Here is a 25,041-nt window from a genome sequence, read left to right as displayed (position 1 = left end):
ACGTTGAGCGTCCTCCTCAATTAGGGAATGAATGTGTCTGCATTCGGAACCCAGCATACAGGAGGCGCTCTTTTTGTTACAAACCCGAAATTAATTCATTACAGGAATGGCTCCTAAAAATCAGATACGCTCAGAATTCTCGACAGCGTCTTGGCAATAATTTTGCCCGCCGTCTTCGGGGCCACCTGGCCCGGTAAACTCGGCACCAAAAGCGCCTTCAGTTTTCGCCGTTCCGCGTAGCGAAAATCTGTACCGCCAGGTTTTGAAGCAATGTCAATGATGACAACACTCTGCTTCATGACGCGGAGCACGCTAGCCGTCAAGACCAGAGTAGGAATTGTATTGAAAATCACATCTTCTGTGTCGACTTCGTGTTCCAGTTCTTCAATCGGTATTGGCCGCAGACCCATTTCCTTAATGCGAGCTAATTGAGCTGGAGAGTTGGACACAACTTGCACCTTGGCGCCTAGTGCATGGAGCGTGCGAGCCAGTGTTTGACCTACCCGTCCAAACCCTAGCACTGTGCACAAAGCACTGTGGATTGTAATGTCAGTCTCCTTCATCGCCATACATAAGGCACCTTCGGCGGTGGGGATGGAGTTTAGAATGGCAACTTCGTCCAGTTCCATCAGTTTAATCAGGTTGAGACCGTGAGATTGACATTGTTCCTCCAGGTACGGTCTGGCAATCCCAGAAAACACAAAACTACCAGGCCGCATCGCTGCAAAGTGTGCTTCTCTCAATACAATAGGTTCAGAACAGAATTGACTGCTAACACTCCCTTTATCATCAGTGCCAGCCACAGGTAAAACCAGTGCATCTGCCTGAGCAAACACTTCTGGGTTTAACTCCGAATGGCTGACACCGTCTGCAAAGGGAAAATCAGCATCATCAAGCCCTACGAGTGTGGCCGTTGCGTCGTAGTCACTAACTTGGGAAATGACCTCCAATTGTCGCGCATCGCCGCCCACAAACAGTAAATGCCGTCCAGTCAACACGAGCACACCCCTCCTTTCTCAACCTGCAATTTGCTGTAGCCTATGTGCCTAGAGACACAGCTGTGAGTATTTTGAGTGAATTCGTTCCCATTTCCTCAGGGGCAATCACTTGCAGAAAATCGCTGCGCAAGCGCCAAGGGGGTTGGGTTGTGCCGATTGCGATGAGCAGACAGCTCATAAGGATCATAGAGATCATAAAAATCATAAGGATCATAAAGACCGGAATACTCAGAAATCGAATACAAGACTTGAACCGAAAAGGTAACTGACGGGGTACTGATGCAGTATGTTTGGAAGGCATCGAAAGAGGCAAAAAGGCATAAGGCAGTTGGGTGCTGGCGGGATGGCGGGATGGCAGACTGGGTGAATGGAAAGGAGAATCCGTTCGTCCATTACATGCAAGGAGAGCAACATTAAATAGAGGGAGTTATCGGAGATGCTACAGGGAGATTTCCAATCGAAATCAGCGTACACCGGGTCAACTCAGAGAGAATGCGTATTTTGTCCTTCACAGAACAGGGTTTGAACCAACAGGTTGTACTACGTTCCCTTTCCGTTGTTCACCTCTCACAGTTTTACGCTATGGCACTCGCTCACCTGGACACTGATGACGGTGATAATGCGGGTCCTCTCTGCCAGATTGAGGTCAGCACGACAGACGTACAACAATTAGTGAGGCCGGTGGTTGTAAGAGGTAGTTGTAAGAGGTAGTTGTAAGAGGTAGTTGTAAGGCTGTTAGTGTCTGGAAAGATCCCTATTAGGTGAAGGGCCCGGAGTTAGTGATCGCAACGGTCACTAATCCAACCTAGCCCACGACATTAGTGTCATCAAGGATCACTAATGTGGGTGGGGGCAAGGCGGGACGTGGGTGATAAGGATCAACGGGATCCCTATTGGAAATGGCCTGTCGGCAATAATGATCGAATTGATCACTATCAGTTGGCGAGCGTCGTAATAAGGTGCATAGGGATCCCTAACAGACGTGGCGGAGGGTCCCCCCTTGGACCGCCCCCCGCCCGAGAGCCTCAGCCCGTCACCCAATCTAATGTTGGACGGGGCCAGCTTGACGGCCGGCAAATTTACCTGATGATGGGGACTCAACCCGCCAAGGGGCATTGCAGTCAAACCGAGGGACCTGCGTAAAGCCAGTCCCTTGCGCAACCGCGCCTAAGTTGCTCGGAATGGCGTCATGTGCCAAACTCACCAAACTCAACAGCCTGTCCTTCAAAAGCGGTGCCATGGAGCCACAGCCTTCTAATGGCTGCAAAAGTCGCTGCCGTTCGTCAATTCGTCAATTCGTCAATTCGTCAATTCGTCAATTCGTCAATTCGTCAATTCGTCAATTCGTCAATTCGTCAATTCGTCAATTCGTCAATTCGTCAATTCGTCAATTCGTCAATTCGTCAATTCGCAATCAGCGCCAGCAACCTGAGCTTGATCTCAGTCCTCTGCACCGACCCCCGTTGAACCAAAACCGCGACTTCCTCGTTCCGTTTTGGAAAACTCAGGAGTCTGCACCAAAGACACAGTGTGGACCGGAGCAAAGACAATTTGTGCAATTCTGTCCCCTGGTGAAATCTGCACCGTATTCTCTCCGAAATTGACCAACAGCACTTGAATCTCCCCTGTGTAGTCACTGTCAATCACACCAACCCCGTTTGGCAGTCCTACACCATGCTTCCAGGCGAGGCCGCTTCTGGCGTAGACAAGGCCTACCGTCTGCGGGGTTGGCAGTTGCAGAGCAATGCCTGTCGGAATGCGAACTCGCTGCATTGGAGAGATTTCGAGTGCTTCATCGATGCAGGCATGAAGGTCCATTCCTGCCGCACCTGACGTTTTATATGCGGGCAAAAAGCTGTCTCTGAAATTATCCGATACAATCTTATAGTTCACTCGCATCGTAGCGTCACGGTTCACTGCCACTTGTTAAACTCCACATTGTCAACAGGACCTACAGCAGCAATAGCAAACTTTTTGCCAAGTACGTCTCTTGCCACAGAAATAATGTCCTCATTTGTCACTTCATTAATCCCCGCTAGCGTTTCGTCCAATGTAATCTCTCGGTTGAGCACGAGTTCATTTTTACCGAGACGACTCATTCGGCTGCTCGTACTTTCCAGACTCAACATCATTGAGCCCTTCACCTGTTCTTTACCTTGCTTCAGTTCCTCATCTGTGAGACCTGTTTTTGCCACGTCGTCACATGAGGAGTGAATCAACGACAAGACTTCGTCAACGTACTCGGGGGACGTTCCGGCGTAGACACCGAACATTCCGCAGTCCCGGTAAGCGGAATGAAACGAAAATACCGAGTATGCCATCCCTCGTTCTTCTCTAATTTCCTGAAACAGGCGTGAACTAGGGGCGCTGCCGAGAGCATTGTTTAGTAGAATCAGTGCATATAACCGCGGGTCGCCTGCTTCGATTCCTTGTGAAGCCAAGGACAGATGGACTTGTTCCGTGTCCTTTATGCGGACATTGACACCCGTCTTGAAGCTGGGCCTCTCAATCCGGGAAGACAATGTGATGTGCGGTTGTGGGAAATCTCTATCAAAATACCGCTCCATAATCTCCATGGTATCCGCTTCGGAAACATTTCCTGCCACCGCAATGACTACGTTTTCTGGACGATACCTGTCTGCAACATACTGCAGTATGTCGCTTCTCGAGAATCCTTTGAGATTGTCTTCTTGCCCAAGAATGGTATAGCCTAAAGGATGATCCATGTAAACGTTCTCTGCCAATAAGTCCATGACCAACTCATCAGGTGTATCTTCATACATCCTAATTTCTTCAATGACGACCTTTTTCTCCTTATCCATTTCCATATTGTCAAAGGTCGACTGAAACAACATATCCGACAGCGTATCTGCCGCAGTATCAAAGTGCTCATCAAGCACCTTTGCGTAAAAACAGGTATATTCCTTCGCAGTAAAAGCGTTGACTTGGCCGCCAATTGCATCGAAAGCACTGGCTAACTGCCTCGCAGAACGCCGTTCGGTTCCTTTAAACAGCATGTGTTCAAGGAAATGGCTGATGCCGTTATTTTCACGAGTTTCATACCGCGATCCCGTTCCTATCCAGACCCCTATACTGACTGAACGCAAGTTGGGAATATGTTCACCCACAATGCGTACTCCGTTTCTAAGCTGACGACGGTAAGTCACTTGCTATCCCCCTTAACCTATCCGTTACTTGTATGCAAACTCAAAGTGTTGAATTGTCTCAAGCAATGGCGTGGAAATCTTTTCACATTCTATCCTCTTTTCTATGAGTATACAATACCGTCATTACAATGGATCTTTCAAGACCGAAGGCGGGTGGATAACAGATTGCTCAGATACTACCTGAGAAACCGTCTTAAACACATAACCCTTCTCTTTTAAATCATGAATAACTTGTGGAAGAGCCCTTGCCGTAGAAGCAGTCGGATGCATCAAGATGAGAGACCCCGGTTGAATCCGCCTGTCCACCCTGTGAACAATTTGAGCCGACGGAGGACGCCGCCAGTCGATAGTATCCACAGTCCATAAAATCACTTTCATGTGACGCGCAGACGCAACCTTTACCAGCCGCTGGTCATAAGAGCCTGCAGGTGGAGCAATCAAACGCACTTTCGCGTGAGTTTTGTCAGCAATGACCTTCGCAGAAGTGTCCAGTTGGTTGCCTAGCTGGACGTTGGACAATTTCTTGAAGTCTTTGTGTCCAATTCCGTGACTCCCAATATCCTCTCCATACTCTGCTACCTGCGCAGCCAATGTAGGATTGTCTCTCACCCACGCCCCGTCGAGAAAGAACGTTGCCTTGATTCCATTTTCTTTCAAAACGCTGAGAATTTGCGGCACATGTTCTTCACCCCAAGATACATTAAACATGAGTGTTGCCGACTTTTCCTGCTTTGGACCCCTGTAAATAGGCGCCGTCTGAATATCGTTCAAGTCTGTCTCGGGCATCACAGGTGCCCAGACAAGGTGAACACGACCGTCTTTGTCCCTTTGGGTCAGCGCGCGGCTCTTATCGATCTCCAGTTTCCAGCCGTTTAGACCGGGAACAGCCTGCCAGATTCTATCGAACTTCGCATTGACGGGCTGCTGGTTGAGTTCCTCGGCAATATCTGCCCAATCAGGCGTCTTATTGGACCTGACCGCTCCCTGAACCGCTCCCGCGCCGCATTGCTGTAAAACAAGTGTGAGAACAAGAGCAAGACTGACAGCGAGGCCGAGTCCCAATCCGATGCGTTGCCTTGTTCTGAAACGTGTCCTCATACCATATCATTCCTCCTTGTTGTAGAAAGTCTGTTTCAGTTCGACTTTCACGTCGTACTTGTCTTCTGATAGCGTGCCCAAACATACAAAAATCCTCCTTGAAAAGGAGGATTCAAAAACCAATATGGAGTGTGGTGCCATGTTCAGTGTCCATCTCAAACACCGCTGCATTGCAAGTCACGCATCGAACTTAGCTCTTACTGTGGACGTTTGCCCCAGATTTCAGAGCCTGTTTGCGTGAAAGGTTGACACGGCCCTGGTTATCAATCTCGGTTACCTTCACTGTAATTTGGTCTCCTACTTTACAGATGTCTTCGACCTTGTTCACTCGATTCTCATCCAATTGGGAGATATGCACTAATCCTTCTTTTCCAGGAAGGACTTCTACGAAAGCGCCATATTTCTCAACCCGCGTTACTTTTCCTAAGTAGGTCACGCCCACTTCAACTTCGCGCGTAATATTCATAATTTGTTCCTTCGCCTTATCAGCCATGGCTGCATCCACGCCTGAGATAAAGACATGTCCGTCTTGTTCAATGTCAATTTTCACGCCGGTTTCTTCAATGATTTTATTGATAACTCGGCCCCCGGGTCCGATGACATCACGGATTTTATCCGGTTTAATTTCAAGAGCAATGACCTTTGGTGCATATTGAGACAATTCCGTACGCGGTTGGCCAATTGCAGCCATCATCTTGTCCAAGATAAACAAGCGGCCTTCTCTGGCTTGCGTCAGAGCCCGTTCAAGAATCTCGCGGTTAATGCCTGCAATCTTGATGTCCATCTGCAGAGCAGTAACACCAGCGGCCGTTCCCGCCACTTTGAAGTCCATATCGCCCAAATGGTCTTCCAAACCTTGAATGTCCGTGAGAACTGCTACATCTCCGCCCTCTTCAACCAGCCCCATTGCGATTCCGGCGACAGGTGCTTTAATCGGTACCCCTGCATCCATAAGAGCCATAGTGCTTCCACAAATACTTGCCTGAGAAGTTGAACCATTGGACTCTAACACTTCTGAAACGACTCGAATTGCATAAGGAAATTTATCTGGTCCAGGAATAACCGGGTCCAGTGCGCGCTCTCCTAATGCACCATGGCCGATATCGCGGCGACTCGGAGCGCGAAGCGGACGGGCTTCACCGACGCTGAACGGAGGAAAGTTGTAATGGTGCATGTAGCGGTTTGACTCTTCCGTGCCGAGTCCGTCCAGCATCTGTTCGTCACCGAGAGCACCGAGCGTGCATACTGACAGTGCCTGAGTCTGACCGCGGGTAAATAAACCTGACCCGTGAGCTCGGGGCAACAAATCAACTTCACAAGAAATTGGCCTGATTTCATCCAGTTTACGTCCGTCTGGACGCATGCCTTCGTGGATGATGGCTCGCCGCACTTCTTCTTTCAAGATATCGTGCAAAACCTCGTCGATTGCTGCTTCCTGTTCGGGGAATTGTTCAGCCAACGCTGCCTGTGCCTCCGCACCGACAGCGGCCACTGCTTCATCGCGAGAATGCTTATCCGGATTCCTGACCGCTGCTTTAATGGCCTCTGCTGCATGAGTACGCACAGCCTCGTTTAAATTTGCATCCACCTGATGAAGCTGGACTTCGCGCTTTTCCACAGCAGCATCTTCCGCAAATTTGCGAATTTCAGAGATTATGTACTTGATTGTCTCGTGTCCGAACAAAATCGCTTCAAGCATCGTCTCTTCGGGAACTTCATCCGCACCTGCTTCAACCATGACAATCGCCTTTTCAGTTCCCGCAACAGTCAAATGAATGTCGCTCTTTCCCGTTTGTTCCACCGTTGGATTAATCACAAACTCTCCATCAACACGACCGACAATCACTCCGGCGATGGGTCCGTCAAACGGAATATCTGAGACTGTCAGCGCTGCGGACGTACCCATCATGGCCGCCATTTCCGGTGGACAATCTTGGTCGACAGACATCACAATATCAACAACCTGAACGTCATTTCGAAAGCCTTCCGGAAACAGCGGACGAATTGGACGGTCAATCAGCCTCGACGCCAAAATTGCCCTTTCGCTGGGTCTGCCTTCACGCTTGATAAAACCGCCTGGAATCTTTCCAACAGCGTAAAACCGCTCTTCATAATTCACGGTTAAGGGAAAGAAATCAAGGTCTTTCGGGTCCTTTGAAGCGGTGACCGTTGCCAGCACCATTGTGTCTCCATAGCGCACTGATACGGCTCCTGTTGCTTGTTTTGCGAGCTTCCCTGTTTCCAGGACTACAGGCCTGCCCGCCAGCATGAATTCGTGTCTTTTAACCATGCTTGTCCAAATTCCTCCTTAGCATCAAACTGATGCACAATAGTTCCGTCTTTCGCAGTTTGCCTCAATATATAAACCAAGCGGGCCGCAGCCCGCTTGTATAAAGAACAACGACTATCTGCGCAAACCTAATGCCTGAATTAAATCGCGATAGCGGTTTACGTCCTTTTTCCGCAAGTAATTCAAGAGGTTACGGCGGTGACCAATCATCTTGTAGAGTCCACGGCGTGAGTGGTGGTCCTTCTTGTGTGTTCGAAAATGCTCTGTTAAATAAGTAATGCGTTCCGTCAGAATTGCAATCTGTACTTCCGGCGATCCAGTGTCACCTTCGTGCGTCTGAAACTTCTCGACGATTTCTTTCTTACGTTCGTTTGTCAGCATACTCTGTTGTCATCCTCCCTAGTATTTAAGCCGTCAATTCCCGTACCGGAGTATGCGTCGGAGGAACGACAACACCACGATACGGTTCATCAAACCAGGCTTTGGGTAAGCTACCTGAACACTATATCATATGTAGAGCGTCAACTCCAGCAAAGATGTTTGAAGGAGATAGCTCGCGAAAATCGAATTTGTTTTTTGTTGTGGTACGAAAGTGATATGTCTATACTCTAAAAGCAGGGAAACAGACCTTGGGTTACGGCTGAGACACGCGGCCGCATTCTGCCGAAGCAGCTCGGCGGCAACCCCGCTCCTTTGCAACCTTTTGAGCGGAAGAAAATCATAACTACGTAGGGAAGTTGTTGTTATCATGCCCACCAACACCATTGGTATCATCGACCTAGGTTCGAATTCATCCAGACTTGTGATTTATGAATATACAGAGCATGAATCATACCGGCCTGTATTTGAAATGAAGCGAAGTCTTCAATTGGCCCAGAGCATGACCGAAACAAATGCCATCACTGACGAGGGGATAAAGCGTGCTGTCGCTTGTACAAAGTTGTTTCTTCGCACAGGACGACTCTACAACGTCACCACGTGGCGCCCCGTAGCTACCGCTGCCGTCCGGCAGGCATCCAATCAATCTGATGTTTTGAGTACCATTTATGAAGAGACAGGGATTCACTTTCAAGTTTTGACCGGCGAAGAAGAGGCGTATTACGGCTTCCTTGGCGCTGTCAACACGCTGGATGTGACCGATGCACTCATTTTTGATATCGGGGGTGCAAGCAGTGAATTGATGTACATGCACAACCGCGAGTTGGTACACGCTGTCAGCATTCCTCACGGTTCTCTCAGTCTCACAAAAAGGTTTCTCAATGAGTCTCAATCGAATATTGGCACTAAGGTGAAAAAGTTCATGAAACAGCAATTCGACCAGATTTCTTGGTTAAAGGAACTGAACTGTGAGACCCTGATTGGGCTTGGCGGCACGGCGCGTGCATCGGCAAAGCTGGACTTACAAAGGAATGGAGAAAAGGCACAAGGCGGATTACATGGATACGAAATTGATGCTCTCTCCGTTAAGAACCACCTGTCAGCCCTGAAAGAGATGCCCCTCGCAGACATTGAGAAAATCAAGGGGCTGTCCAAACACCGGGCTAACATTATTACCGCGGGTGTTGCTAGTATTTCAGCTCTGACAGACATCTCCTGTGCCAAATCCATTCTTATCAGTCGCAACGGCATTCGCGAAGGTCTGTTTTTTGAGCACTACCTGCAACAGTACACGCCCCCTGTTGTTCCCTCTGTGTTGCACAGCAGTCTGGAGAACTTCTCCCGTATTTTTCGCGTAAATCGGAGCGCTGCGGACACGGTTGCGACCAGCACTCTGTGGCTGTTTGACAAACTGCAAGCAGTCCACGGGTTAGCCGACTCCGACCGAAAACTGATATGGGTCACAGCCAATATTGAAAGTTGCGGAACCTACGTAAACACAGAAAAATGGACGAAACACTCGGCATACCTCGTTCTCTCGTCCAACTTGTACGGTTTAACTTATTCGGAACTGGTAGATATATCGAGCCTGCTGGAAAACAAAGGTCCCATCAGATTGAAAAAGATGTATGTCTTAATTCGAATGGCCAAATTGCTCACACTGCAAGTAGGTGTCAACATGGATGAATTACAGCTTTACATTGACGGGGGCAAAGCCGTCAATATCAGCCATCAATCGTCTTTACGTGAGCAAGTCTACATTTCCGCCGATGAAAACATTGAATCGGATTTCAAGAAAATTTTCGGCGTGAAGCTAGTCTTGAACTAAGCCAAACATCTCGCGTACAGTCTTTACATCCCTCGTAATCTGTTCCTTCAAAGCCTCTATACTCTCAAATTTTTGTTCGTCTCGAACCCGACCGAGAAGGGATACCTCGATGATATGACCATATAGGTCACCCGTGAAATCCAATAAATGAACTTCCATTTGAAACTTCGTGCCGTCCACCGTGGGCCTGACCCCAACGTTCATGACCCCAAACCAGTTTTGCTCATTATAGCCTTCCTGGACCAGAGCAACAGAGACTGCATAGACCCCGGAACCAGGAAGTACGTATAAGTCCGTTTCTTGCAAATTTGCTGTTGGAAAACCAATGGTCCTGCCTCGCTTATCTCCTTCCACGACTCTTCCGTGGATACAGTAAGACCGTCCCAACAGCGCTTCAGCCGCATCCACTCGGCCTGCAGTAATGTGCTCACGAATCTGGGAACTGCTGACTTTGATGCCGTGTTCTTCAACGTGATCGACCACCGTCACCGGAATGCCGATGTCCTCGCAAAGCCGGGTCAAGTCTGCAACATCTGCCTTGCCTCCGGCGCCAAAGTGAAAATCCTCGCCCACGACAACGCGTTTCAGTTTCAGTCGAGACAAATGTTCCCTGACAAACTCTTGCGCCGAGATTTTCGCGTACTCTGTGGAAAACTGCACGCTGTACAACTTGTCAACGCCCTGCTCCTCCAAGCGCCGTACTTTTTCTCCAAAAGGTGTCAAGGAACGTTCATACGCTTTCTGCCCCCCGAGCACCCAAGCAGGATGGGGCCACAAACTCATCACAGCCAAATCGTCCGCCTGGCTTTGATAGGTCTTCGCTCGCTGTAAGATAGCCTTATGTCCTATATGTATTCCATCAAATTTTCCAATAGCAAGTACCATCGCAGTCGTACTTTCAGGCGGAATCTTAGATATTTCAAATATCTCCATGCTACCTATCCTTTTTCCAGAATACCTTCACAGGCTGTAACAGCCAGTTGTCCGACTCGCTGTCTTTCACCTCGGAAATTGCAACCAACGCGCCATCGTACACCACTGCTACTCTATCCTCACTTACTCTGTCTTCACTGCCGCTTGGTTCGAAAGGTCTCGAAACCCAGACGCGCTGCCCGACGGACAGACGGTTTGCAACATCTTCTTCAACAAAAATCTTAGATAGAGAAAGAGCCGATACGACAGGCTGCAGAGCCCGCTCAGGATGTTCGCTGGTTTCCAGTTCCTCGAGCGTTACCGTCTTTTCAATGGAAAACACGCCCGATCTCGTTCTGTTCAACGCACCCATATGCGCCGGCACACCCACTGCTTCACCAATATCCCGACAAAGAGACCGGATATAGGTACCCTTGGAGCACGCAACATGGAGGTTCCCGGTCGCGCTGTCACCCGAAGAAAAAGAACGTAAGTCTACGGAGTAAATCGTCACTGTTCGCTCCGGCAAAGTAAAGTCCTCACCTGCCCGAGCACGTTCATACGCTCTCTTCCCCTGGATGTGGACGGAAGAATACGCAGGAACCCTTTGTGCCACCACACCCTGAAATTTTCCCAAGGCAGACATGACGTCACTTTCGGTCAGGGCTGAAGCGTCCCGTCTCGCAATCACTTCACCAGTGGCGTCGTCTGTATCTGTGGCAGTACCAAACACGATTTGCGCCTCATATTCCTTGTCGTCAGCTGTAAGGTATTCGAGTACCCGTGTCGCATAGCCAAGACAAAGGACAAGGACACCGGTTGCGTCCGGGTCAAGGGTTCCAGCATGTCCGACCTTCCGCTGCCGAAATACTCTTCGAACACGATTGACCACATCGTGGGAAGTCATGCCTTTTGGTTTGTTGACAAGCAGTACACCAGTTGCTTCTCCCATTACGTATCGAGGGCCTCTTTTACTTTCTCAATAATTGCGTTCATCGCTTCTTCCAAGTCATGCCCGAGCGTACAACCAGCTGCGCGGACGTGTCCTCCTCCGCCAAAGTGCTGAGCTATCCTTGACACGTCTACATAGCGCTTAGAGCGAAGTGAAGCTTTGATTGTACCGTCGGGAAGTTCCTTAAACAACAGGCCAACTTCTACGGTGTCAATGCCCCGTGCAAAACCGACCAGTAAATCTGCATCATCCTGTGTCGCCCCGGACTCCTTCAGCATCGCCTGTGTGGCGTATACCGCAGCATAGCGTCCGTCTTCGGACACAGTCAGATTCATCAGGGCCAGTTTCAATAGACGCATCTGTTCCCATGAACGAGATTCCAGGGCTGGCTCAGCCACATCATAGGGCAGTACACCTGATGCCAGCAGAATCGCGGCAATTTGGTGAACCACCCGGGTTGTGTTCGGCAGCGCAAAACCGCCCGTATCGGTCAATAGTCCAGTGTACAAACAGGTGGCCAATTCCTTACTGAGCGTAATCTCCAACTCACGCGCGACATGGTATACCAGTTCACAGGTCGCTGACGCCTCAGCGTCCACAATAGCAGCCGCTCCATATTGTGGATTGGTTCGATGATGGTCAATATTGATAATTTCGACGTCCTTATCTAAATACTTGTGCAGTGCTTCAAATCTCTCCATATCCGCACAGTCCAGTGAGACGACGTGAGAAAAGGTGCGCGTCACATTATCAGAAGCAATGACAGCTTTCTCAAACAGAGGCAAGTAAGAAAACCGGATGGGAAGTGGATCCGCCGCGATAAATGTCCACTGCTTTCCCAGAGCCTGCATGATATGAGCCATAGCAAAAGCACTGCCCAAGGCATCGCCGTCCGGCCTCTCATGCGTTACAATCAGCCAGTCATCAGATGCCTTGAGTCTCTGTGCCGCAGTTTCCACTTCCTCCGTGTTCCTCGGTACAGGCAACCATTTCGACACACCCTCTCCTCCTTTCTCAACACTGGACACAATGCTTCTACTCGTTTTGGTCATGCTCATGGAGTCGCTTAATCACAGTGTTGATATGTTCACTGTATTCCCCAGATTCGTCCAATTTGAATACTAATTCCGGTGTCAACCGCAGTCTTAGTCTGCGGCCGACTTCCCCGCGAATAAACCCCGCAGCTTTTTGCAGAGCTGTCAGCGTTGCTTGCTTCTCTTCGTCGTTGCCAAACACACTTACAAAGACTTTGGCATGTTGCAAGTCATTGGCCAAATCCACTCGGGTCACGGTGGAGAATCCGATTCTCGGATCCTTGACTTCAGTGCGGATCATCTGTGCAATTTCTTTTTTCAGTTCTTCCGCCACTCTGTGTACACGCAGGCGAGCCAATGGTCATTCCTCCTTTAGACTGGAGATGTCACTGGCTTAGGTTGCCTTAACGGCCTCCATTTTAAAGGCCTCTACAATATCTCCAACCTTGATGTCGTTGAACTTCTCCAATGTAACCCCGCACTCAAAACCTTGCGCGACTTCCTTGGCATCGTCCTTAAAGCGCTTCAGAGTATCAAGCGCTCCTTCGTAGATGACCACACCGTCTCGAATCAACCGGGCTTCCGAGTCACGCGTGACTTTCCCCTCCTTGACAAAGCAGCCGGCTACTGTCCCGACCCGGGAAATCTTAAAGACTTCACGCACTTCAGCGTGACCAAGAACCACTTCTTTGTACTCAGGGTCAAGCATGCCTTTCATGGCGGATTCCAGTTCTTCGATGGCATTATAAATCACACGGTGCAGCCGGACTTCTACCTTTTCGGCTTCTGCAGCACGCTTGGCATTCACATCCGGACGCACGTGGAAACCGACGATAATTGCGTTGGACGCACTGGCAAGAGAAACGTCACTTTCTGTAATAGCGCCGGCTCCCTTGTGAATGACTTTGACGCGAACCCCTTCCACCTCAATTTTCTCGATGGCTTGAACCAGGGCCTCGACGGACCCTTGTACGTCGGCTTTCACAATGACGTTGAGGTCCTTCATATTTCCTTCCTGAATCCGTTGATACAAGTCATCCAGCGTAACGCGTGAGGTGTTTTCCAGTTGCTCAGCTCGTTCCCTGGTTGTCCTTCTGTCAACAACGTTTCTTGCAGAACGGTCATCGTCATAAACCACAAACAAGTCGCCCGCACTCGGAACCGTATTTAAACCCTGTATTTCTACTGGTGTTGACGGGCTGGCCTCTTGAATACGCCGCCCGTGATCGTTGACCATGGCACGAACGCGTCCAAAGTTGGTCCCTGCTACGACAACGTCGCCCACACGGAGTGTTCCATTCTGGACGAGAACTGTAGCAACAGGACCGCGGCCCTTATCCAGTTCGGCTTCGATAACCGTACCCCGCGGCCGCGCTGCAGGATTTGCCTTTAACTCCTGAACGTCTGCCACAAGCAGCACCATTTCCAACAGAGTATCCAGGCCCTCGCGCTTCAATGCTGAAATTTCAACGAAGATTGTATCTCCGCCCCACTCTTCAGAAACCAGTTCATACTGGGTCAACTCTTGTTTTACACGGTCGGAGTTTGCACCAGGCTTATCAATTTTGTTCACCGCTACAATAATGGGCACATTGGCTGCTTTGGCATGGTTAATGGCTTCGACAGTCTGTGGCATGACGCCGTCATCTGCCGCGACAACCAGAATCGTTACATCCGTTACCTGAGCACCCCGCGCGCGCATGGTTGTAAATGCCTCGTGCCCTGGAGTGTCAAGGAATGTTACCTTGCGGCCGTCTTCCTCTACCTGGTAAGCACCGATGTGCTGGGTGATTCCGCCTGATTCGGAAGCTACAACACGGCTGTCGCGAATCGCGTCGAGGAGTGTCGTTTTACCGTGATCGACGTGGCCCATAATAGTGACAACAGGAGGTCTAGCCACCAGGTCCTCGGGCTTATCCTCAACGAACAACATCTCTACGACCTCTTCGTCTACCGGCTCCACAACTTCCATCTCGACTCCGTACTCCCCGGCAATCAGCTCCATGGCGTCCGTTTCAATCTCCTGATTGATGGTCGTCATAATACCAAGGAACATCAGTTTCTTAATGATTTCAGATGCTTCTCTGCGCAGCATTCTTGCAAATTCGCCCACCGGAAGCGCACCTTCCACCGAAATCTTCTTCGGCGGTGCCGGTTTGTTCTGCGGCCTTTGCTGCTGCTGATTCTGATTGCCCCGTCCGCGGCGGCGTCCACCCGAGCGATTCATCAACTTGTCTTCATTAAATTTTTCTTTCTTTTGGTACTGACTTTTGTTTCGATTATCAGGTTTACGCTTGCCGTTGCTGCCCTGACCACTGGCACCGCGCGCTCCTTGACCGGCCTGACCGGCAGTTGCTGTAGTTCTTGCCGGAGTTCCTCCTGCATTGGGTCGGGATTGTCGGTTTCGGTCATTTGCGCCGCCATTGCTCCTATAGTCTTGACCGCCTTGCGGACGCTGTCCACCGTCTCTTCGGTTGTCAGGGCGACCTGACTGCGACGGACGACCTGACTGCGACGGGCGACCTGACTGCGACGGGCGACCTGACTGCGACGGACGACCTGACTGTGACGGACGACCCGACTGTGACGGACGACCTGACTGCGACGGACCACCCGACTGTGACGGGCGACCTGACTGCGACGGACGCTGCCCCTGCCGATCCGCTTGGTTCTGCAGACCCTGCTGCGGGCGTTGTCCTTGCTGTGACTCCCTGTTTTCAGGTGCGGTCTGATTCTGGTTTTGGCTCCCTTGACTCGAACCTTGTGTATCTCCCGAATGCTCCCGATTTACTGGACTGGCAGCACTTGGTGTCGCAGATGCTGCAGCGGCCGAGTTATGGGATGAGACCTCTGCCGTTTTGTTCACCCCCGTTGCAGGCACAGACCTTTGTGCCGGCTTATCAGTAGTCGTAGATGCAGCCGCAGCACCAGATTGCGTCTGTGAACGTTGACGTGACGCCGCCTGAGCATCCCGCATCGCGCGCGCCTGTTCTCGTTTCTCTTGCGCAGCCGCTTCTCTGGCCGCACGTTCCCTTGCCTTTTGTTTTTCTTTCAGCTCTTTCTCCACCTCTGAAGCATGGCGTTGTGCCGCCTTGGCTTTTACATCTTTAAAAAACTGCTCGACCTTATCTACCATGTTGTCATCCATCACACTCATATGATTGGCAACAGGAAGTTCCAATCGATTTAGTATTGTAATGATTTCCTTGCTCGACATGTTCAGTTGCTTTGCGTACTCGTAGACCCTCAGTTTCGTCAAAGGCTACACCCCCACTAGTTCTCCCCAGAGTACTCGATGAGTTTCGCTGCAAACCCGGGGTCATTCACAGTCACCAACGTCGCTTCGTTTCGTCCACACGCTCGACCCAATTCTTCTTTTGAGAAGACTTCAAGAAGCGGTATATTGTAAAAAGCGCATTTATCGCGGAATTTTTTTGACGTATTTCCGCCGGCATCCACAGCCAACAGACCAGCATTTGCCGAGCGATTTGTTACTGCAGCAAAACTTGCCGTACTGCCTACGGACACTTTTCCCGCTTTTCGCGCCAATCCAATCAAAGACAAACTTTTACTTCGAAAGTCAGCAGCCAATTCACACGTCAGTCCTTCTGCACATAGGTACCAAGCTTCTGCTCAAGCTGTTCATACACCTGGCTGGAAATCGACTGCTTAAAGGCCCGCTCCAACGCCTTTCGCTTGCGCGCCTGCTTGAGGCAATCTGCGTTCCTGCACAGGTAGGCACCCCGTCCATTGCGCTTTCCCGTATCATCGAGTTCAATGCTGCCTTCCGGCGTCAACACCACTCGAAGCAGTCCACGCTTTTCAAACATGTTTTGACACCCTACGCACTTGCGAAGCGGCACTTTTTTTACGCGCGGCATGGAGCCTCACCTCCTCACTAAAGCCAGATGCAGATGGAGCATTTTCATGCTACGGCTCGCTCAGCCAGTCGTCTGCCAATGTACCAAAACCGTCGTCTTCATCATCTGCATCGTCTGAAATCCGGCCAAACATGCCAATTTCAGCAGCTTGGGCTTCGCTTTTAATGTCAATCTTCCATCCGGTCAACTTGGCCGCAAGACGTGCATTTTGGCCTTCCTTGCCGATAGCAAGAGACAACTGATGGTCCGGTACAATAGCACGAGCGGTCTTCTCTTCTTCCTGAATATGCACCTCGGTAACTTTGGCAGGAGACAGGGCACTCGAGACATACTCAGCCGGGTCGTCGCTCCACTTAATGATATCCACTTTCTCTCCGTGAAGCTCGCCTACCACCGTTTGAACGCGAATGCCTCTGGCACCGACGCAGGCTCCAATTGGGTCGACATCGGGATCGGCCGAGTACACAGCAATCTTCGAACGGTGCCCCGCTTCCCGAGCCACAGACTTGACCTCGACCACACCCTCGAAAATTTCGGGCACTTCCAGTTCAAACAACCGCTTTAATAGTCCGGGGTGTGTCCTCGATAAGACCACCTGCGGTCCTTTTGTCGTCCGTTCAACCCGGGTAATGAAAGCCTTCACCCTGTCTCCCGGTCGAAACTTGTCTGTCGGCATTTGTTCCGCAGAGGGCATGACCGCTTCTGTCTGACCGAGATCGACATAGGCCACTCTCGAGTCAACACGCTGCACAACACCCGTGACAATTTCTTCTTCCCTGTCACTGAACTGCGTATAAATAATGGACCGCTCAGCTTCTCGAATGCGCTGCGTCACCACCTGTTTAGCCGTTTGCGCAGCAATTCGTCCAAACTCCCGAGGTGTTACTTCAATCTCCACAACATCTCCGACCTGATAAGAACCATCAATATCCACGGCCGCGTCTAACGAAATTTCCAAGCGGTTGTCGTTGACAGACTCCACCACATTTTTGCGAGCATACACATGAACTTCACCGCTGTCTCTGCCAATTTCCACCCTGACATTGGGTGCAGAGTTGAAGTTCCTTTTGTACCCGGAAATGAGCGCTGCCTCGATGGCTTCCAACAAGGTGTCCTTGTCAATGCCTTTTTCCTTCTCAAGTTGATCTAACGCCTCAATAAAATCGACGTTCATGAAGTTTTGTCTCCCCCTTTCTGATTCCGCAACAATACTCAGTCAAGATACCGCACGGCCTCTGTTCGACACAGGCTCATTTGCTATAAGTCTACGGCCAACCTTGCCGCTGCTACCTTTTCCAATGGTATTGCAATCTGTTTTGGCACGCCTTTCTGAAAATAGGCGAGTTCTAGTCGCTGACCATCGAACTGTTGTAATTTTCCCTCGTAGTTTTTCTGTTTTTGAAGCGGCTCATAAAGGGAGACAAAAACCTTCTTGCCAACAGCACGCTCAAAGTCAGCCGGTTTCTTTAGAGGACGCTCAGCGCCAGGAGACGAGACCTCGAGGAAATAGGCATTTTGAATGGGATCAGCCTCATCAAGTAAATCTGAGAGCTGCTCGCTGACACGGGTACAATCGTCTATGTCGATACCCTCGTCTTTGTCAATGAAGACACGCAGATACCAGTTTGGACCTTCTTTCTTGTACTCGACGTCAACCAGTTCCAGCCCCTCCTGCTCCAGGATTGGCAGTGCCATTCGTTCCACGATGTCAGTTACGCGTTCACTGGGCACAGGTGTTCCTCCTCGCTGTTGATACAATATTCTGCTTCGGTTACCATTGCTTCGGTTACCTTTTGAAGACGTAAATCGCCTTTTTCAAAAATGAAAGAGTGGGTTTGTTCCCCACTCTTGTCGTCACAACCTATCCGAAGCCTAACAGTGCTATTATAGCACTCGATGAGCAAACCTGCAATTCCTGTTCTTGCAGATTCCCGTTCCCCATGGTATTTTGAGTATCGCATAGACCGCGCGAATGCGGAACCTAAAGGAGCTAAATCATGAAAGCAAGTATTAACCTTCGTAATGTTGCCATTGTCGCACACGTCGATCACGGCAAGACCACCCTAGTCGATCAACTGTTACGACAATCCGGCTTGTTTCATCAACATGAACATTTGGCAGAGCGGGCGATGGACTCCAATGACCTGGAGCGGGAACGAGGCATTACTATTCTCGCCAAGAACACCGCCATTCCCTACGGAGACACCCGCATCAACATAGTTGACACTCCGGGACACGCGGACTTTTCCGGCGAAGTCGAACGGATTGTGAAAATGGTGGACGGAGTACTTTTGGTCGTGGATGCTTTTGAAGGGGTTATGCCGCAGACAAAGTTTGTCCTGCAAAAGGCATTGGCGCAAGGACTTGTACCTGTCGTTGTTGTCAATAAAATGGACCGTCCCAATGCCAGACCTTCGGAAGTGGTTGACGAGGTGCTCGATTTGTTTATTGAATTGGGCGCTTCCATGGAACAATGTGAATTTCCAGTCGTATATACCTCCGCGCTTGCTGGTGTAGCTACGAATGATGTGGACACAAAGGGAGAAAACATGAAGCCTTTGTTTGACGCCATCATCAACCATATTCCACAGCCAGAGGTAGATACCGAGGGCCCGCTGCAATGGCAGGTGACCATGCTCGACTACAATGACTATCTGGGCAGAATTGGCGTCGGTCGTGTTGCCCGAGGCATCATTCGCACGGGTGACAACATCATTGTCATGAAACGCGAAGGCAACCCGAGCCGGGCACGTATCGCCAAGCTGTTCTCCTTTGAAGGTCTGAAACGCGTCGAGGTAAACGAAGCTTACGCCGGTGATATTGTGGCAGTTGCCGGCATTGCGGACATCACTGTAGGTGAGACGGTCTGTCATCCAGAGCATCCGGAAGCACTGCCGCTGCTCACCATCGATGAACCCACTTTGGAAATGACTTTTATGGTCAATGACAGCCCGCTCGCTGGCAGGGAAGGCACTCACGTCACATCCAGGAAACTTCGTGAGAGGCTCATGACAGAACTGGAGTCGGATGTCAGCCTGCGAGTCACCGAAACCAATGATGCTGACGCATTCCTCGTGGCCAGCCGCGGCGAACTGCACTTGTCCATTCTGATTGAAACCATGCGCCGCGAGGGCTATGAACTGCAGGTGTCGAAGCCTCGGGTTATCCTTCATAATGAAGGCTCTCGAGTTTTAGAACCCATTGAGTTCATGGTTGTTGACGTACCTTCTGAAAGTGTCGGTTCTGTCGTAGAAGCACTGGGGGTACGAAAAGGTGAAATGGTGCATATGGAGCCGTCTGCGTCAGGTGAAACTACACGGATTGAATTCCACGTACCGTCACGAGGATTAATTGGCTTTCGTACAGAGTTTCTGACGATGACCAAAGGATACGGCATTCTCCACCATCGCTTTTTGGAATACGGAGACTGGCGCGGCGATGTGGTTACGCGCAGACAGGGCGTGCTGGTTGCCAATGAAGGCGGCGTCACCACCAGCTACAGCCTGCAAAACCTGGAAGATCGCGGAATCATGTTTGTCACTCCCGGAACAACCGTCTACGAGGGTATGATAATAGGCGAACACACCCGCGAAAATGATTTAACCGTCAACGTAGTCAAACAAAAGCATATGACAAACGTGCGCTCTGCTACAAAAGACGAAACCGTCAGACTGAAAGCGGCCCATACGTTGTCTCTAGAGCAGGCTATGACCTATATAGAAGACGACGAACTGTGTGAAATCACGCCGGAGAACGTGCGTTTGAGAAAGCGTGTCCTGAACAAGGGCGAGCGCGACAAACTCGCTAAGCGCAAAGTTCAAGCGTAATTCAATGAACCAGGTAAGCCGCCGAAGAATCCATCAGAAAACGCGGTCGTCACACCTCCCCCTTTTGCACACAGGGACGGCACAGTGAAAGGCAAAGAGAACACTCCCGCATTCAGACCAGAGTGAGACCCGTCACTCTGGCTGCCTCTTTGTCCCATGCAACCAAATCCGACTCTGATAACTCTGACAACGACGTCTTCCCCAATGCCCGAATTCCTGCCTGTAACTCCTCCTGATAGCTTGTTAAGAAATTGGCAAGACTACGGGCCCCTTCTTCTATGCTAAAGTCATCCGCAAAACCGCCTTCTGCCCAGGCAATTTGCGTCGGAGGCTCAAACGGCAGCGGTTTTAAAATTTGTGTATGGGTTGTTGCAAATAACACAGCGGACCCCATATAAACAGCGGTTGCTCCCAAGGTAACGGCCTTTAATACATCACCAGGTGTTCTGATTCCGCCAGACACAACAACGTCCGGCCGCTTGCGCGAGGGTACATGCTCCAAATACCGGGTGGCCCGGCACAGGGCGGCCAAAGTCGGCAACCCGAAGTCATCTACCAGGATGGCAGGGGAACCGTGGGTCCCGGCCTGTGCTCCATCCAACACCACCACGTCTGCACCGGCATACACCACCGCCTCCAAGTCCTGTTCCAAATTGTTCGACGCCGCCAACTTGATTGCAATCGGCGCACCTCTCCCAATCCCGCGCAAGTGCTCTACAAGGTCTTTCAGTTCACGTCGGTCTTTTGCATCGGGCATCCCGGCAGGTATATACAACTGTTCAAATGTACTGTCAGCCATGGCAGCAAAGTCGCGAAATACATCCTCAGGCATTCGATCTGTGGGAACTGGCGTTCCTGCGCCAGCATTCGCCCCTTGACCAAAACGAATTTCAATCATATCCGCTTGTGCCAACATATCGTCTGATGCCCGCCAAAACCCGCCGTGATACTGAACAATCATCCGTTTGGAATTGCTCCGATGTTCCGGCAGGACGGGTCCCTGCCCCGTATTAAATGCCGTACCAGCGGCTCCCGTCCCTTTCGCCAGCGCAAGACTGAAGGATTTGCTCAGTGCGACCCCGTAGCCCATGGCTGAAGACATGATGGGCATGGACAAGACCATTGGACGGGAACAATGCTTCCCAAGCACAGTCCTTACAGACACAGGAACAGAACTATCCAAAGGGCAATCCGTTAATTGTACGGGAGAAAACAGCAGTCCGTCGAAATTGGGAAAATTCCTGCTCGACCCGAGAGGCTTATAGAGAATTCCACTGTTCGCAGAACGAAGTTCGTTTTCAAAGGTCGTCTGTATACCCACATGACGCAGTGCTGTTATTCCTTCCCAGAGATTTTCCGCATATTTGTCCTGCATCAAGCGTTTTAAGCGCATGGTCAGTTGATACTTAAGCACGTACCAGGTCACAACCATTGCGAGTCCTGCCAATATCACTTGCAGGACGACTACCCAAAGTGAAGTGAGCAAAGGATAAAACCTCAACGTGTATCTCTCCGCAGGTTCGACTTGTTACAGCCGGCAAGATATTATCCAAAATTTATCTCTCATGCTGATGATTTATCTTGCCACCAGAATCCTTCAATTTATGCATAGTTTGCGTCTTTCCATGGGAATAACAAAACCAACGGGGGGGAACGACATGCGTCGTGACGGTCAGGAAAATTCGAGAAGAAACAGGAAGTCAAATGAGAGCATCCGTAAGTTCGAAACAAAGCTGGATGATTCACTTCCAAACAATCCAGTTCCGGAGAGCCTGGAGGAGTTTGAATCCGAGTTTAATGATGCATGGGACAACTGCAGTGACGTAAAGGTCTCGCATATTACTGTGTCCGGGGGAGAACTCCACGTATCCTGGATCAACGCACTCACAGACCGCCAGAATATGCAGCACGGTATTCTCAGCCCAATAACAACATATCACAATACACTGAACTCCCTTGAAGACGTTGAACACGTGCTGGCTTCCGCTCCAGTGGAACACCTAGCGAATATGGCAGACCTCCATCGCGCGTTGACCAATGGCCGCATTGCTATCTATCTCGACGGCAACAGCGAAGCTCTTGCCATTGACGTCAGCAACATGCCGGGAAAAGCCATTGAGATCTCCCAAGGCGAACCCACTATTGAAGGACCTCAAGAAGCATACACGGAGAGCCTGGAAACCAATTTGGCAATGATTCGAAAAAAGCTGAGAACACCACATTTGAAGATTGAAAGTACAAGTATTGGGACGCTGACTCATTCCGCCGTAACACTCTTATATGTGGATAGTGTTGTCTCCAAAGACTTAGTCACGGAAGTCAGACAAAGGCTCGCCCGCATTGACGTGGATGCAATCATTGACATAAATTATATCCGCGAAATGACAAAGGACGCTCCGCTCTCTATATTCCCAACAACGGAGTCGACAGAACGGCCCGATAAAACCATTTCTGCACTGGTTCAGGGTCGCGCGGCGATTATGGTACAGGGTTCACCCCACTCTCTGCTAGTGCCGGCGACCTTCTTGCAGTTTATCAATTCACCAGAAGACATGTATTCGAGTTACTGGCTGGCAACCCCTGTTCGGTTCTTGCGCAACCTGATGTTTTGGTCGTCAATCCTTCTGCCGTCGTTGTACGTATCACTGCTGTCATACCATCAGGACCTCATCCCCACACCGCTGCTTATCAGTCTGGAAGGACAGCACGAAGGGATTCCCTTCCCCACTGTTGTGGAAGCATTTTTGATGCAGTTTTTCTTTGAAGCACTGCGTGAAGCCGGCCAACGACTGCCCCGGGCTGTGGGCCAGTCTGTAAGTATTGTGGGTGGTCTAGTTATTGGAGATGCCGCTGTCAACGCTGGCATCGTATCCCCCGGCATGGTCATCGTTGTTGCCACAACGGGTGTCGCTTCTTTTACTCTGGCATCCTATTCATTCGTAAATACGACGCGCGTTCTTCAGTTTGCTTTTTTGACATTAGCCGGATTGATGGGACTGTATGGAGTTATGATTGGCGGCTTAATCCTCGTGACGCATCTGGTCTCCCTCCGCTCCTACGGCGTACCCTATATGACGCCGGTTGCCCCGGCTACTTTGGGAGATATGCGAGATGCGGTATTTCGCGCACCTTGGTGGGCAATGAAGACACGACCTGCCATGTATCACCTTCAAGACAGGCAGAGAACCAACACTCCGAAACCAGGTCCGAAGGCGGGACAATGATGCCCAAACACAGCAAACAGAAACCGAGAAAGGCTGCCTCTGTTGCTCTCCTGGGCCTTTTGCTACTGGCCTTTGTGACGGGCTGTACACCAGACATGACGGAAGTAGATGACATTAATATCGTTCTTGCCGTGGGAGTCGATCAAATCGATGACAAAACCGTTCAGGTTACAGCCCAAATTGTGCGTCCCCAGGGTCAGTCCGGACAGCAGGACAAATCGTCCGAAAGCCAATGCCTGGTGGAATCGGTTCAAGGAAGAACGATTGAAGATGCTATGCAACAGTTTGAGTTGGAATTGCCCAGAAAAACCTTTCTGCCGCACAATACAATGTTTGTATTTGGGAAATCCTATGCAGAAAAAGGATTGGACCGAGCGTTCGACTACTTGGAACGGGACAGAAATTACCGCCGTAATCAGTTGCTTTTGTTGACACAAGGTTCAGCTAGGACCCTATTGACAGCAGATACGGCTCCGGAAAGCGTAAACGCAATGGGAATTCGACAGCTCGTCAAACAATACGGGGAGCGCTCAAAGCAATTGGACAGCATTCAACTCCGCGTGATGCGTGAGTTTCTGTCAGCGTCCAAGTCCCCAATTATGACGGATTTGAAGAAGACAGAAGCCGGTGCTGTCAAGATCTCGGGGATTGGTGTTTTTCACAGCGGACGCGTTACAACTTGGCTAAACAACGAAGAGACGATGGGATTAATCTGGTTTCGAGGCCCAACGCACAACATTGTCATGAACTTCCCGTGCAAAAATTCTCACGCGGCAGACACAGGTAACACATTTCGCATTCTTTCAACCCATGTGAAGGTTGTACCCGCTGTATCCGGAACCCATGTTCACTACACCGTTCATTTGGACGGACAAGCAGAAGTTCTGCGAGTCTGTCAGAACACGGCTATGAAGACGGAAACCATCAATCAACTGGAAAAAAGCCTTGCTCAGGATGTGAAACTTGAAATGCAGAGCACTATGGCGAAACTCAAGGCCAGCAAGGTTGACGGTGTAAAATTCGGCACAGTTTTGTTTCAGCATAATCCGACGGCGTGGCGCCGGTTTAGTAAAGACTGGGACACAACGTTTCAAGCCGCGACTGTCACCTATGACGTGAAGTTCCACATTCTCAGAAACGGCCTGAGTTCATCAAGCCCGAACAAGGACTACACGCCGCAGCAACTTCCGCCAAAAGCAGGTAGAAAGGGAGAGACAACATGACTTGGATTGCAGCAGTGTTTACAGTGTTTACCGTTGTCTACTGGATTGCCGTAAAACCGAAGCGAAAACTTCAAGACTGGTTGGTCGAACTATCACTCCTCGGGCTGGCACTGGTGTTTTCCAGTATGGTCTCTCTGAGACTGTGGTCAAGCGTAGACTTGCTCTGGCCGATTAAGGCTGTTTTCATGCCATTGACCGAATGGCTTTATCAAGCGGTATGAGGAGTCTT

Annotated in this window: 22 protein-coding genes; 5 read left to right on the top strand and 17 right to left on the bottom strand. The window is 50.3% G+C overall.

Annotation, left to right across the window (positions count from 1 at the left end; all coding sequences use genetic code 11):
- Positions 1-113 precede the first annotated feature (113 nt).
- From dpsA to rpsO, 7 genes are all read right to left on the bottom strand, one after another.
- A complete protein-coding gene (gene dpsA, locus GI364_RS10895; protein WP_198853584.1) occupies positions 114-998 on the bottom strand; it encodes a dipicolinate synthase subunit DpsA in 885 nt (294 codons plus the stop codon).
- Between the two features lie 1,042 nt (positions 999-2,040).
- Entirely contained in the window at positions 2,041-2,238 is a 198-nt protein-coding gene (locus tag GI364_RS10890; protein WP_198853583.1) for a hypothetical protein, read from the bottom strand.
- Between the two features lie 200 nt (positions 2,239-2,438).
- A complete protein-coding gene (gene dut, locus GI364_RS10885; protein WP_233096107.1) occupies positions 2,439-2,921 on the bottom strand; it encodes a dUTP diphosphatase in 483 nt (160 codons plus the stop codon).
- Complete coding sequence (locus GI364_RS10880) at positions 2,912-4,165, bottom strand: M16 family metallopeptidase (protein WP_198853582.1); 1,254 nt, start codon at positions 4,163-4,165, stop codon at positions 2,912-2,914. The genes dut and GI364_RS10880 overlap by 10 nt, the downstream gene beginning before the upstream one ends.
- A 123-nt stretch (positions 4,166-4,288) precedes the next feature.
- A complete protein-coding gene (locus GI364_RS10875; protein ID WP_198853581.1) occupies positions 4,289-5,263 on the bottom strand; it encodes a polysaccharide deacetylase family protein in 975 nt (324 codons plus the stop codon).
- Between the two features lie 190 nt (positions 5,264-5,453).
- Entirely contained in the window at positions 5,454-7,553 is a 2,100-nt protein-coding gene (pnp, locus tag GI364_RS10870; RefSeq protein ID WP_198853580.1) for a polyribonucleotide nucleotidyltransferase, read from the bottom strand.
- A gap of 114 nt (positions 7,554-7,667) precedes the next feature.
- Entirely contained in the window at positions 7,668-7,934 is a 267-nt protein-coding gene (rpsO, locus tag GI364_RS10865) for a 30S ribosomal protein S15 (RefSeq protein WP_198853579.1), read from the bottom strand.
- A 367-nt stretch (positions 7,935-8,301) separates the two neighbouring features.
- Between rpsO and GI364_RS10860 the strand changes: the two genes are divergently transcribed.
- Complete coding sequence (locus tag GI364_RS10860; protein ID WP_198853578.1) at positions 8,302-9,759, top strand: Ppx/GppA phosphatase family protein; 1,458 nt, start codon at positions 8,302-8,304, stop codon at positions 9,757-9,759.
- On the opposite strand, the gene GI364_RS10855 is transcribed toward GI364_RS10860, so the two are convergent.
- The 9 genes from GI364_RS10855 to rimP all read right to left on the bottom strand — a co-directional run bounded on the left by GI364_RS10855 (position 9,745) and on the right by rimP (position 18,269).
- Positions 9,745-10,692, bottom strand: coding sequence for a bifunctional riboflavin kinase/FAD synthetase (locus GI364_RS10855; protein WP_198853577.1), 948 nt, complete (start codon positions 10,690-10,692; stop codon positions 9,745-9,747). The two genes, GI364_RS10860 and GI364_RS10855, sit on opposite strands and share 15 nt — an antisense overlap.
- 1 nt (position 10,693) lies before the next feature.
- On the bottom strand, positions 10,694-11,623 hold the full coding sequence (truB, locus tag GI364_RS10850) for a tRNA pseudouridine(55) synthase TruB (RefSeq protein ID WP_198853576.1): 930 nt from the start codon (positions 11,621-11,623) through the stop codon (positions 10,694-10,696).
- Positions 11,623-12,621: a DHH family phosphoesterase gene (locus GI364_RS10845; protein ID WP_198853575.1), complete on the bottom strand. Its 999-nt coding sequence runs from the start codon at positions 12,619-12,621 to the stop codon at positions 11,623-11,625. The genes truB and GI364_RS10845 overlap by 1 nt, the downstream gene beginning before the upstream one ends.
- Before the next feature lie 37 nt (positions 12,622-12,658).
- The gene (rbfA, locus tag GI364_RS10840; protein WP_198853574.1) at positions 12,659-13,015 is read right to left on the bottom strand and encodes a 30S ribosome-binding factor RbfA; all 357 of its coding nucleotides are present in this window, start codon (positions 13,013-13,015) and stop codon (positions 12,659-12,661) included.
- Between the two features lie 36 nt (positions 13,016-13,051).
- Complete coding sequence (infB, locus tag GI364_RS10835; protein ID WP_198853968.1) at positions 13,052-15,874, bottom strand: translation initiation factor IF-2; 2,823 nt, start codon at positions 15,872-15,874, stop codon at positions 13,052-13,054.
- 56 nt (positions 15,875-15,930) lie between these two features.
- A complete protein-coding gene (locus GI364_RS10830; protein WP_198853573.1) occupies positions 15,931-16,248 on the bottom strand; it encodes a L7Ae/L30e/S12e/Gadd45 family ribosomal protein in 318 nt (105 codons plus the stop codon).
- 8 nt (positions 16,249-16,256) lie between these two features.
- The gene (rnpM, locus tag GI364_RS10825; protein WP_198853572.1) at positions 16,257-16,538 is read right to left on the bottom strand and encodes an RNase P modulator RnpM; all 282 of its coding nucleotides are present in this window, start codon (positions 16,536-16,538) and stop codon (positions 16,257-16,259) included.
- 49 nt (positions 16,539-16,587) lie between these two features.
- Positions 16,588-17,712 (bottom strand): transcription termination factor NusA, encoded by a 1,125-nt coding sequence (gene nusA, locus GI364_RS10820; RefSeq protein WP_198853571.1) that lies wholly within the window; start codon positions 17,710-17,712, stop codon positions 16,588-16,590.
- 83 nt (positions 17,713-17,795) lie between these two features.
- Positions 17,796-18,269 carry a ribosome maturation factor RimP gene (rimP, locus tag GI364_RS10815; protein WP_198853570.1) on the bottom strand — a complete coding sequence of 158 codons (474 nt, stop codon included), beginning with the start codon at positions 18,267-18,269 and terminating at the stop codon, positions 17,796-17,798.
- Between the two features lie 266 nt (positions 18,270-18,535).
- On the opposite strand from rimP, the gene typA reads away from it, so the two are divergent.
- Positions 18,536-20,365: a translational GTPase TypA gene (typA, locus tag GI364_RS10810; protein WP_198853569.1), complete on the top strand. Its 1,830-nt coding sequence runs from the start codon at positions 18,536-18,538 to the stop codon at positions 20,363-20,365.
- A 112-nt stretch (positions 20,366-20,477) separates the two neighbouring features.
- On the opposite strand, the gene GI364_RS10805 is transcribed toward typA, so the two are convergent.
- The gene (locus tag GI364_RS10805; protein ID WP_233096105.1) at positions 20,478-21,866 is read right to left on the bottom strand and encodes an FMN-binding glutamate synthase family protein; all 1,389 of its coding nucleotides are present in this window, start codon (positions 21,864-21,866) and stop codon (positions 20,478-20,480) included.
- 157 nt (positions 21,867-22,023) lie between these two features.
- Here GI364_RS10805 and GI364_RS10800 point away from each other — a divergent pair, with 157 nt between their 5' ends.
- The 3 genes from GI364_RS10800 to GI364_RS10790 are packed head-to-tail and all read left to right on the top strand — an operon-like array spanning position 22,024 to position 25,033.
- Positions 22,024-23,589 (top strand): spore germination protein, encoded by a 1,566-nt coding sequence (locus tag GI364_RS10800; protein ID WP_198853568.1) that lies wholly within the window; start codon positions 22,024-22,026, stop codon positions 23,587-23,589.
- Positions 23,586-24,812, top strand: a complete 1,227-nt coding sequence (locus tag GI364_RS10795) for a Ger(x)C family spore germination protein (protein ID WP_198853567.1) — start codon at positions 23,586-23,588, stop codon at positions 24,810-24,812. The genes GI364_RS10800 and GI364_RS10795 overlap by 4 nt, the downstream gene beginning before the upstream one ends.
- Positions 24,809-25,033 (top strand): hypothetical protein, encoded by a 225-nt coding sequence (locus tag GI364_RS10790; RefSeq protein WP_198853566.1) that lies wholly within the window; start codon positions 24,809-24,811, stop codon positions 25,031-25,033. Before GI364_RS10795 ends, GI364_RS10790 begins: the two co-directional genes overlap by 4 nt.
- The last annotated feature ends 8 nt before the right edge of the window (positions 25,034-25,041 follow it).

Origin of the sequence: Alicyclobacillus sp. SO9, assembly GCF_016406125.1 — a bacterium.
Lineage (GTDB): Bacteria > Bacillota > Bacilli > Alicyclobacillales > Alicyclobacillaceae > SO9.
Note: the sequence above shows the minus strand (reverse complement) of the source record. Positions and strands in the feature narration are given on the sequence as shown.